This window comes from Nonomuraea sp. B5E05, assembly GCF_039880665.1.
In the GTDB taxonomy this organism is placed as follows: Bacteria; Actinomycetota; Actinomycetes; order Streptosporangiales; family Streptosporangiaceae; genus Nonomuraea.
This window is the reverse complement of the sequence record NZ_JBDPMJ010000004.1, coordinates 407,579-418,666: the sequence shown is the minus strand read 5'-3', so window position 1 is coordinate 418,666 and position 11,088 is coordinate 407,579. Positions and strand designations below refer to the sequence as shown.

The window sequence follows — 11,088 nt, the reverse complement described above, 5'->3', positions numbered from 1 at the left end:
TAACCCAGGTTAAGCCCTGGCCGTTACACGCGAGCGCGGCGGCGGACGGGAAACCCCTGCTCAGGGTCGCCGGATGGCGTGCTCGCCGGGGTTATCGCCGCGTCGCGGTCACGCGTGGAAGGAGTCCTTCGCCAGTCTGCGCAGGCGGGTCTCGTCGATGTCGTGGCCGAGACCTGACTGCGTGTACGGCACGGCGATCACGCCGGCGTTCGCGCCCACGATCGGGGTGACGATCTGGTTCTGTCGCGGCGGCTGCGTCACGTCGCACGGCAGCGTGCACCCGGGCAGGCTCGCCACCGCCACCGTCGCCGCCCTGGCCAGCCCCGCGCCCTGACCGCCCGCGCACTGGATGTCCCAGCCCGCCGCGGCGGCCCGGTCGTGCGCCCGCCTGGCCTCCGACAACGACGGGAACGCGGCGGGCCGCAGCAGCAGGACCCGCGCCGCACGCAGCGTCAGGTAGTCGTCGAGACCCGCGATCGAGCCGACCTCGACTGCGACCGAGGCGGCCACCTGGTCCTGCAGCGAGGCGTGCGACTGGACGTCGCCGGCGTCGAAGGGCCGCTCGATGACCTCCAGGCCGTAGGAGTCGAGCGCGACGAGCTGGCCGAGGTCGGAGTAGGCGTTGCCGCAGTCGACGGCCAGGGTCAGCGCGGGGTACGCCTGCCGCACCGCGCGTACGGGCTCGACGTCCCACCCGGGCCTGATGTCCAGCGTGACGTGCCCGTAGCCGGCGCAGACCTGCTGGTTGACCCGGGACACGAGGCTCTCGACGGACAGGTCGGGCGCGATGCGCACGGTCGCCATGAGCGAGGTGCGGGTGCCGCCGATCGCCTCGGCGAGCGGCACGCCCCGCATCTTGGTCCACAGGTCCCAGCAGGCCATGTCGACCGCGGAGTCGCCACTCGGCACCGTGTCGGGATGTTCCCAGTCCACGCCGATCAGCAGGGCCGCCAGCGACTCCTCCAGCCTCGACCAGGTCTTCGGCTGGGGGGAGGTCACCTCGCCCCAGCCGCTCATGCCGCCGTGGTCGGTGAGCTTCACGAGCAGGCTCTCCGACCTCTTGCCGAACGGCAGTGCCAGCCGGAAGACCTCGAGCTCCCGCACTCGCGGCATGTATCCCCCTCACCGGCGAGAGCCCTGCCCCTCCGGCCGCCGTCCCAGGGTCGTGCCCGGTCAACGGAGGGTGGAGGGGGAGATTTCTCGTCGTTCTATGACGCGCTTCCCTCCATAGTGCCTGGTGCCGCGGGCTTGGCAAAACGCGGGGCCAGCAGGAAGGCCAGCACCGCCAGCACGATGGTGAAGGTCAGACCGGCGAGATAGTTCTCGGCGGCGGCCGTGAACAGGGCGCCGCTGACCGCGACGGCCACGACGGTGAACACCGACTCGCCGACGCCGACGGCCGCGCTGTTCTGGCCCTCCTCTCCTTCCTTGGACATCTCCAGCACCAGGACGGACACCGTGGGGTGCAGCGCGCCGATGCCGAGGCCGGCGGTGGCCATGGCCACGTACGCGACCGCGATCGGCACCGAGTCGACCAGCACGAGCGTCACCAGGGCGATGCCCAGGGCGATCATGGCGGCGCCGCCGCGGATGGCGGTCATGTCGCTGATCGTGCCGCGGCCCTTGATCCACGAGCCGGCGGACCAGCCGAGCGCGCCGATGGTGAGCACGATGCCGGCCCCGGTCGGGGTCAGACCGCGCTCGCTGATCAGCATGAGCGGGACGAGCACCTCGGCCGCGGTCAGCGCGCCGAAGGCCAGGCCGCGCAGCACGGGCGCGGTCGGCAGGCCGCGGGCGGCCCTGAGCGAGCCGGGCAGCAGCAGCCGGGGCAGCGCCACGACCAGCAGGACGATTCCGACGAGCAGCAGGGGCAGGCCGGCGAGCTTGAGCGCGCTGCCGTACTGGATGAGGGCGGCGGAGACGGCGGTCAGCATGGCCCAGACGAGCTTGCGTCCCAGGCCGGGTGCGGGCCCGGCGACGCCGTCCCGCACCTCACGTCCCGCGGTGCCGCGCCAGAGCAGCAACGCCGCCGGAACGACGATCAAGGAGACGCCGAGGAAGATCCACCGCCAGTCGATGTTCTCGACCACGAACCCGGCGATCGCCGGGCCGACCATCGAGGGCACCACCCAGGCGGCGGAGAACAGGGCGAACACCTTGGGATGCATCGCGCTCGGATAGACCCTGGCAACCAGAACATAAAGCGCAACCTGGATCAAACCCGCCCCAAGGCCCTGCACGAACCGGCCCGCGACGAACACCTCCATGGTCGGCGCGAACCCGGCCAGCAGCAGCCCGGCCACGAAACTCGTCACGCCGACGGCGATCGGCGGCAACGGCCCGCGCACGTCGCTCCACCGCCCGCCCAGCACCGTCGCGATCACACTGGCCGCCAGGGTGGCGCTGAAAGCCAGGTTGTACAGGTGCATGCCGCCGAGGTCTCGGGCCACGACAGGCATCGCCGTGGCCACCGCCATCGCCTCGAAGGCCGTCAACATGATCAGCGCGACCAGCCCCACGCTGAGCGCTCGATAGGGCGGGGACACCACGCTCACCGGGGCGGCGGCGGCCGCGGGCCCGTCAACAGTTGTCGTCATGGTGGCAAGCTATGGCGAAGCCACAGGTCAGCACATCGGGCGCGGGCCCTAGGCCCTTGGACCTAAGGCACGGTCACGGGCACGCGCCCCTCCATCCCGTCGAGCGGGAGATCGAGCCGGTGGCGCCCCAGGGCAGAGGTCCCTAGCCCTTGACCGCGGCGTGGCGCTCCGCCCACCGGGCGATGTCGCGCCGCTCGATCGCCGCCGCCATCAATTCGGGGAACGCGTCAGGCGTGCACGCGAACGCGGGCACGCCCATCGCGGCCAGCGCGGCGGCGTTCTCGTGGTCGTAGAATGGCGCGCCCTCGTCCGACAGCGCGAGCAGCACGATCACCTGCACCCCGGCCTGCGTCATCGTCGCCACCCTGCGCAGCAGCTCCTGCCTGACGCCGCCCTCGTACAGGTCGCTGATCAGGATGACGATCGAGTTGGCCGGCCTGGCGATGAGGCCCTGGCAGTAGGCGACGGCCCTGTTGATGTCGGTGCCGCCGCCGAGCTGCGTGCCGAACAGCAGCTCCACGGGGTCGTGCAGCTGGTCGGTGAGATCCACCACCGCCGTGTCGAACACCACCAGCGACGTCTTCAACGACCGCATCGACGCCAGCACCGCCCCGAACACGCTCGAATAGACGACCGAGGCCGCCATCGAACCGCTCTGGTCGATGCACAACACCACCTCGCGCTGGACCGACCGCTGCCTGCGGGCATAACCCACCAGGCGGGAAGGGACGACGGTGTTCCTCTCCGGCAGGTAATTTCTGAGGTTGGCCCTGATCGTACGGTTCCAGTCGATGTCGGCCACCCGCCTGGGGCGGTGAGTCCTGGCCGAGCGGTCGAGGGCACCCGTCACCGCGGCCCTGGTCTTCTGCGCGAGCCGGCGTTCGAGCTCCGCCACCACCCGGCGCACCAGCGCCCTGGCCGACTCGCGGGCCTGGTCGGGCATGACCTTGTTGAGCGCGAGCAGGGTGCCGACCAGGTGCACGTCGGGTTCCACCGCCTCGAGCATCTCGGGTTCGAGGAGCAGCCGGGTGAGGTTGAGCTTCTCGATCGCGTCCTTCTGCATGACCTGGACGACCGTCGAGGGGAAATAGGTGCGGATGTCACCCAGCCAGCGGGCAACCCTCGGGGCCGACGCGCCCAGCCCGCCCTCGCGACCGCCCTGCTCGCGGACGGGCTCGTAGACGGCGGCCAGCGCCGCGTCCATCCCCGCGTCGGCGCCCTCCAGAGCACACCCCGTCCCGTCGGCGTCGCCGCCTCCCAGCACCAGCCGCCACCGGCGCATCCGCTCGTCCGCCGCACTCATGGCTCCGCCTTCCCACGCCATCGTCCCCGCCCTGCTCTCATCACCCGCACGTTGACCGGCCCCTCCGTGCGCCCACCGGTCCGCCGGCCCAGGGGCGCTCATGGGCCCGCCGTGCCGAGAATGGAGAGCACGGTCGCGACGGCGGGCGCGGCGCGGCGTTCGTCGACGGCCTGCGCCCGCTCTCCCGCCTCACGACCGGCCGAGCGCAGCCGCCCGCCGACCGCCCGCCGCTCCGGCGCGGCGAACGTGCCGAACGTACGGCGCAGCAGCGGCAGCACGTCGGTGAACTGGTCGGAGGACAGCCCGGTGAGCCAGCCGTCCACCAGGCCGAGCAGCCGCGGATCGTGCACCAGCAGCAGCCCTCCCCCGGCCAGGAACCCCTCGACCCACGCCGCCGCCCGCGCCGGCGGCTGGCCCCGCGACATGGCCCTGGACATACGGTCGCCGGCGTCGTCGAGACCTCCGCAGTCGAGCAGGATCCGGGTGAGCCGGCCCTCGATCAGCCCGTGCAGATCCTGCCTGTCGCTGATGCCCCGCAGCGTGCCCAGCCACTGCCCCCTCGGCGACACCGGCTCCTCGCCCGCACCCTCCTCGGACGTCGCGCCTCCTGGACGCGGCATGCCTCCCGCGCCCGTCCCGCTTCCCTCACCCTGAGCGCCGCGCGCGGACGTCGGCCCGGCGGGGGTGGGAAGTGGCGGCTCGTCGAGGAGGGCGACGGCCGAGTGAACGCCGTCCACGTGCTTGAGCAGCCCCGCCGCCGCTTCGTCGTCCAGCCCCGTGACCGCCACCGGCAACCCGACGCAGATCCGGTCCAGCATCGACCGTACGATCGCCGCCAGCCCCTCCGCCGGGGTGCCGCGCACGTCGCCGTACCGGTGGGCCCGGACCATCGCGGGCAGCGCCGCCATGAGATGCGTGACCTCGGTGTCCAGGGCCGCCTTGGCCGACAGCGCCGCCAGCACCTCGGGCAGGGCCTCCGGTAGTTCGGCCAGCAGGCACTGCTCGACCAGCGACGTCAGATCCGCCAGCGCCACCGGCTCCGCCGCCGCCAGGCCCGCGGCCCGCTGGGTGGCGGCGGCCTCGACGGTGGTGCCGAGGGCGGCGTGCTCGATGAGCGCCAGGTCGTGCTCCGGCCGCCACCGCAGCGCCCAGGTCTCCCTGAACGTGCCCTTCCCCCGCGCCTGCCCCGGCGTCCCCCAGTCGACGCCGAGCAGGCGCAGGCGGTGCAGCAGGTGGCTGCGGTCGAGGTCGAGCGGCTTGCGCAGGTCGAGGTCGATCTCCCGGTCGAGCGCCTCCGGTTTGAGCCTGAGCCGCCGCTGCTGCTCGCGCAGGTCGCGCTGGATCGGCACCATCGGCGTGCCGTCGCTGACGTGGCCGAGCCGGTCGCCGACGACCATGCGCCGCTGGATCAGCTCCACGGCCAGGTCGTCGCCCTCGCACAGCACGGCCCTGGCCGCCTCGGTGACCTCGCCGAGCCCGGCCAGCGGCCTGCCGCGCAGGGCCGCGAGACCGTGCGCGAGGCGTACGGACTCGATGACGTGCGCGGACGACACCGGCAGGCCCTCGTCGCGCAGCACCCCCGCGGCCCCGGCCAGCCATCGCTCCACCGGCCGGTCAGGCGCGTCGAACAGGTGGTGGTACCAGCCGGGCGACGAGATGCCCGCGCCGTAGCCGCTCCACGAGGCCAGCCGCCCGTACGTCCACGGCACCCACGTCAGCTCCGCCTTCACCTTCGGCAGGCCGCGCAGCAGCGCGTTGTCCGCGCCGGCCGGGGGCAGGGGCTCGGCCAGCGCGGGCACGTGCCAGGCGCCGCAGATCACCGCGATGCGTCCGTAGCCCTGCTTGATCGCCGCGCGGAGGGTCTTGCGCATGTACGCCTCGCGCCGGGCCTCCCGCTCGTCCGGCTGGTGGCCCTCGCGCACCGCGGCCATGGCCTCGGCGATCACGGCGAAGGGCGTGTCGCCGCGGTGCTCGACGACGTCCTCCCACCAGCGTTCCGGATCGTCGTATCCGGCGGCCGCGGCCAGCGTCCCGATGGGGTCGGCCCGCAGGCCGGCCACCTTCTCGTCGCCGTCGCCCGCCAGCGAGTGCGCGGCGGGCAGATCGCAGAAGCGCACCGGGACGCCGGCGGACGTGCCGTACACGATGGCCTGCCATTCCGGGGAGAACACCGCGAACGGCCAGAACGCCGCACGTGACGGTTGTCCCGGCACGTGGGCGAGCAGAGCGACGGGCGGCTCCATGCCGGGGGCGAGCGAGACGATCGGGTCGGCCTCCGGCGGGCCCTCGATGAGGATCGCGTCGGGCCGCAGCCGCTCCAGCTCGTCGCGCACGGCCCGCGCCGACCCCGGCCCGTGGTGGCGTACGCCCAGCACGAAAACGTCCGCCCGCCCGGTGCCCGGCGCGTCGGCGGGCCCGGAGGGTGGGCGGGGGTTCATGAGACCTCGCGGCAGGCGCGGTAGAAGTCGCGCCAGTCCGACCGCTCGCGTACGACGGTCTCCAGGTATTCGCGCCACACCACCCGGTCCGACACCGGCTCCTGGACCACCGCGCCCACGATCCCGGCCGCCACGTCGGACGGGCGCAGCACGCCGTCGCCGAAGTGCGCGGCCAGCGCGATGCCGCTGGTGAGGACGGAGATCGCCTCGGCCGTGGACAGGGTGCCGCTGGGCGACTTGACCTTGGTGCGGCCGTCTTCGGTGACGCCCGTGCGCAGCTCCCTGAACACCGTCACCACCCGGCGGATCTCCGCCAGTCCCGTCGTCGTCTCCGGCAGCTCCAGTGAGGCGCCGAGCTGGGTGACGCGGCGGGCGACGATGTCGACCTCCTCCTCGGCGGTGGCGGGCACGGGCAGCACCACCGTGTTGAAGCGGCGGCGCAGCGCGCTGGACAACTCGTTGACGCCCCGGTCACGGTCGTTGGCGGTGGCGATGACGTTGAAGCCGCGTTCGGCCTGGACCTCGCGGTTGAGCTCGGGGATCGGCAGCGTCTTCTCCGACAGCACGGTGATGAGGGCGTCCTGTACGTCGGACGGCATGCGGGTGAGCTCCTCGACGCGGGCCACGCGGCCCTCGGCCATCGCGCGCATCACCGGCGACGGGGTCAGCGCCTCGATCGACGGGCCCTCGGCCAGCAGCCTCGCGTAGTTCCAGCCGTACCTGATGGCCTCTTCCGCGGTGCCCGCGGTGCCCTGCACGAGCAGCGTCGAGTCGCCACTGACGGCCGCGGCGAGGTGCTCTGACAGCCACGTCTTCGCGGTGCCGGGCACCCCGAGCAGCAGCAGCGCGCGGTCGGTCGCCAGCGTGGCGACGGCCACTTCGACGATGCGCCGCGCGCCCACGTATTTCGGGGTGACGCGCTCGCCGTCGCCCAGGATGTAGGTGGTGACGGCCCACGGGGACAACCTCCAGCCGGGCGGCCTCGGCCGGTCGTCGTCCTTGGCGAGCAGGGCCAGCTCCTCGGCGTACTGGTCTTCCGCGTGCGGGCGCAGAACGGTCATGAGCCCTCCCTCATCGTTGTCTCACTCACGGAAAGCTCCTTGTACATGTCGGCACGGAAACGCAGCAGGGCGGCGACCTGCTGGATGGGCTCCACGGGCGAGTAGCTCTCGGCCAGCGGGAACAGGGCCGGGTCGATGTGCTCGCCCGCCAGCTTGACCAGCTCGCCGAGGTTCCACGGTTGCGTGGTGGCCACCTTCACGATCTTGCGGAGCACGGCCGTGGCCAGTTCGTCGCGCCAGTGGGACGAGACACCGCCCAGCACCATGATCAACTGGCTGTCCAGGTCATGCTTTTTCACGAAATCAGCGGCGAGCTCCTGCTGCTCGTTCGGCGGAAGGCATTCGAGAAGGTCCGCGATCGGGTCCCAGCCGAACATCGCCCGCGCCCACTCCGGCTCCTTCTGCAGCACGGCGGCGCGCACCCAGGCTGTCTTCACCTCGGCGTCCCAGTCGGGGATCGTCATCTGGAGCAGCCTGGCGGGCGGGTGACCCCAGGTCGCCAGCGGGGCCCGGGCGATGATCTGCTGCAACCACCAGGCCCGCTCTCCGATGCCCCTGGGCGGCTTGGCCCGGACGCCGTCACGCTCCATCGCCTTGTCGCAGGATCCGGGGGCTTCGACGGTGATGACGTCGCCGGCGATCGTCACGCACGCCCGCGCCCGCTCGGCCATGCGCTGCGCCAGGCGCGACCCGGGGAGCCGGGTGAGCAGGTTGGCGGCGGCCTGGCGCACCTCCCTGCGGCGGTCGTCGAGCGCCTGCTCGAGGAACGGCTCGTCGTCCATGCTCAGCCCGTCGGCCAGCACCTCCGCGAACTCGGCCCGGTCGTCCGGCGTCTCGCTCTCCCACGTGCTCTCGAGCAGCCGCCGGCCCCGCGCGGGATCGGCCGACCTGACGCGGCGCAGGTGAGCCCGCCGATCGGCGGCGGAGCCCAGCTCCCAGGTCTCGCCGGTGGGCTCCTCCAGGAGGTAGGCCCAGGCGGGATTGAGCCCGGCCAGCCAGCGGCCGCGCTGCCCGGCGAGAACACCCAGATGCACCCTGATCGAACGGTCACGGCGGCCGCGTTCGAGCAACTCGGGCAGCGCGTACGGGGGCACCCTGCGGCCGGTCGCGGCGGCCGCGGCCAGCCACTCCGCCAGCAGCCGCTCCCGCTCGCCGCCCAGAATCCTCATCAGCCGCTCGGCCGCACACCTGCCGACGGCCGGCCGCTCCTCGGCGGGCGCCCGCTCCTGCTCCACGACCTCTTCGAGCGGCCGGCCCGCCCGCCGCCGCGCCACCTCCACGGCGGCGCTCGCAAGCAGATCTCCGGCGTACGGTCTGCGGTCGGTGCCCACGAGCGCCGTCGACGTCAGCTCCTCCCAGCCCGTCACAGGATCACCGCCCTTCCGTCGCCGTCCCACGTGGTCAGGGGCCGCAGTCCCTGGGGTGTCCACTCGACGGCCACCGTGACCGGGCGCCCGCCGGAAACGGCGATGAGCCGCCAGGGATCATGGGCCTTGAGGTGCAGCGGCAGGCCGCCCAGCCGGGTCCGCTCGGGCACCACGCCGGTGAGGACGAGCGGCCACGACTCCGTCCAGGGATCCCCCGCCAGCGCCCTGGCCACCTCGTCCAGCGCCTCTTCCGGCGACACCCCCGGCGGACCAGACAGACCACGCCAACCGGAAAACCCAGAAGCGCCGGAAGGACCGGACACACCCGGCGGGCTGGAGGAACCAGAGGGACCGGATGCCCTGGGCGGACCGGACGACCCGGGCAGAGCCGGCGGTCCTGGCCTGGCCTCAGAGCGGCCCGGGGGTCCGGGCGGTGGGACGGTGCCGTGGCGGGCGGCGACGAGGGCCCGAAGCGGGGCGGCACCCGGGTAGTAGGTGAGGTCGGCATCGATCGTGGTGCCCGTGACCAGGGACGCGTCGAGCGACTGACCCTGCGGAGCGAACGAGAGGACCAGCGCGGGCCGCCCCGTGCGCCTGCCGCGCAACCAGACCTTGCGTGCCGTCAGCCGATCCTGCACCTCGTCACGTCTGCCGAGAACGTCCCAGTGATCCCGAACGGCGGGTCTCGCCAGCACCTCCTCCCTGGTGACGGGGAACCCGGTGCGGATCAGCACGGTCCGCCCCAGCGCCGGGGGCAGCTCGGCCCGCCGCCGGTAGGCGACGGCCAGCAGGTCGAGCAGCGCGTATTCCTCCAGCAGCCGCCCCGGCCAGCCCTCCTCGGAACGGACCCGGGCCAGCCTGGAGACCATGCCCGCCGCTCCGGGCGCCTGGGCGTCGACGAGCCGCTTGGCCAGACCCTCCCAGTCGTGCTCCGCGGCTCCCGCCAGCCCCTGCCGCACCTGGTCGGCCAGCCACCGCTCCAGCTCCGCCAGCCCTGACGCGACCCGCCCGTGGCGTACGGACTCCCCACCCGCGCCACGCCCCCGCCCGGACGTCTCCTCCCCAGCGGGTTGTCCACCATGGGATCCCCCGGACACCCCGTCCCCTGCGTGCCGTCCATCCCCCTCAGGGGGTCGTCCGGCTCCGTCAGCCGGCCGGCGGGCGGCCTCGATCCTGGCCGCCGGGCTGGCCGCCCGCTCGGTGCGTGCCTTCACCCACTCGGTCACCCACTGCGGCGCCACCTCCTGGGCGGGAACACCGTCGGCGGACCACAGGAGCAGCAACCCGAGCGTGTGCTTGCACGGGAACTTGCGGCTCGGGCAGCTGCATCGGTAGGCGGGCTCGGTGAGATCGACACAGGCCAGGTAGGGCTTGGCCCCGCTGCCCTTGCACTCGCCGTACAGCATCGTGCCCGTCGTGCCGTGCAACGACCATTTCCCGGGCGTCGCCAGCCCGTGGGCCGCCTTCTGGGAGGAGGCGTCGGGGGCGAGAGCGAGCACCTGGTCACGGCTCCACCGTTCGATCACCTGCCGCAGACTAGCCAGCCCGACCGACATTTCGCCCGAGTCCAGGAGATCGCCGAAAGCGCCTGCCGGCCGGACGGATCGGGCACCGCGATGCCTCCGGCGTGCCCATAAACTTGGCCGGGTGGAGCTACGGATCTACCCCAGCGGCCCGTCCGTCCAGGTGGCTGACGAGGCCACGGCGCTGGCCAGCAGGCTCGACGGGCAGCTCGTCCTCGACGGCAACCGCTTCCTGCGCAGGGACGTGACCGGCGCCCCGGTGGCGTTCGTCGAGCGGCCGCCCATCGCCGAGGCCCTCGACCTGCTCCCCCACCCCGAAGGCGGCTGGTTCAGGGAGACGTGGCGGTCGGCGGCGACGTTCAGGCCGGACGGCTACCCGGGGCCGCGGGCCAGCGCCACCGGCATCTACTTCCTGCTCCAGCCGGGCGAGCAGTCGGTCCCGCACGCGGTGAGGTCGGAGGAGATCTGGCTGTGGCATCGTGGCGGTCCGCTGACCCTGACCGTCGGGGACGACACGATCACGCTCGGGCCTGACGTCGAACGCGGCCAGGTGCCGCAGGCCGTCGTGCCCGGCGGGGTGTGGCAGTCGGCCAGGCCGGCGGGCGACGAACCGGTGCTGGTGAGCTGCATCGTCTCGCCAGGCTTCGACTTCGCCGACTTCACCGCCTGACCGCGCCCGAACCGGGCGTCGTTCTCGCGAGACTTCGGCTTCACCGCCGGCCGCCGCCCCACCCCGGAGGCCGTCCTCGCGAGTACGGGCTGCCGCGCCGGGTCGCGGAGCTCGTCCTGCGGCACCCGC

General features: G+C 73.2%; 8 protein-coding genes. 1 reads left to right on the top strand and 7 read right to left on the bottom strand.

What is annotated here, in order from left to right; translation table 11 throughout:
• Positions 1-108 precede the first annotated feature (108 nt).
• The 7 genes from ABGB01_RS10735 to ABGB01_RS10705 all read right to left on the bottom strand — a co-directional run bounded on the left by ABGB01_RS10735 (position 109) and on the right by ABGB01_RS10705 (position 10,322).
• Positions 109-1,113: an enolase C-terminal domain-like protein gene (locus tag ABGB01_RS10735; protein ID WP_347772828.1), complete on the bottom strand. Its 1,005-nt coding sequence runs from the start codon at positions 1,111-1,113 to the stop codon at positions 109-111.
• 95 nt (positions 1,114-1,208) lie between these two features.
• Positions 1,209-2,597 carry an MFS transporter gene (locus ABGB01_RS10730; protein ID WP_347772826.1) on the bottom strand — a complete coding sequence of 463 codons (1,389 nt, stop codon included), beginning with the start codon at positions 2,595-2,597 and terminating at the stop codon, positions 1,209-1,211.
• 142 nt (positions 2,598-2,739) lie between these two features.
• Positions 2,740-3,900, bottom strand: coding sequence for a VWA domain-containing protein (locus tag ABGB01_RS10725; protein ID WP_347772824.1), 1,161 nt, complete (start codon positions 3,898-3,900; stop codon positions 2,740-2,742).
• Positions 3,901-3,998: 98 nt separating this feature from the next.
• Positions 3,999-6,338, bottom strand: coding sequence for a DUF5682 family protein (locus tag ABGB01_RS10720; protein ID WP_347772822.1), 2,340 nt, complete (start codon positions 6,336-6,338; stop codon positions 3,999-4,001).
• Positions 6,335-7,399: an AAA family ATPase gene (locus tag ABGB01_RS10715; protein WP_347772820.1), complete on the bottom strand. Its 1,065-nt coding sequence runs from the start codon at positions 7,397-7,399 to the stop codon at positions 6,335-6,337. The genes ABGB01_RS10720 and ABGB01_RS10715 overlap by 4 nt, the downstream gene beginning before the upstream one ends.
• Complete coding sequence (locus ABGB01_RS10710; RefSeq protein ID WP_347772818.1) at positions 7,396-8,766, bottom strand: DUF5691 domain-containing protein; 1,371 nt, start codon at positions 8,764-8,766, stop codon at positions 7,396-7,398. The genes ABGB01_RS10715 and ABGB01_RS10710 overlap by 4 nt, the downstream gene beginning before the upstream one ends.
• A complete protein-coding gene (locus ABGB01_RS10705; protein WP_347772816.1) occupies positions 8,763-10,322 on the bottom strand; it encodes an SWIM zinc finger family protein in 1,560 nt (519 codons plus the stop codon). Before ABGB01_RS10705 ends, ABGB01_RS10710 begins: the two co-directional genes overlap by 4 nt.
• 91 nt (positions 10,323-10,413) lie before the next feature.
• Between ABGB01_RS10705 and ABGB01_RS10700 the strand changes: the two genes are divergently transcribed.
• Positions 10,414-10,959 (top strand): cupin domain-containing protein, encoded by a 546-nt coding sequence (locus ABGB01_RS10700; RefSeq protein WP_347772814.1) that lies wholly within the window; start codon positions 10,414-10,416, stop codon positions 10,957-10,959.
• Positions 10,960-11,088: the final 129 nt, after the last annotated feature.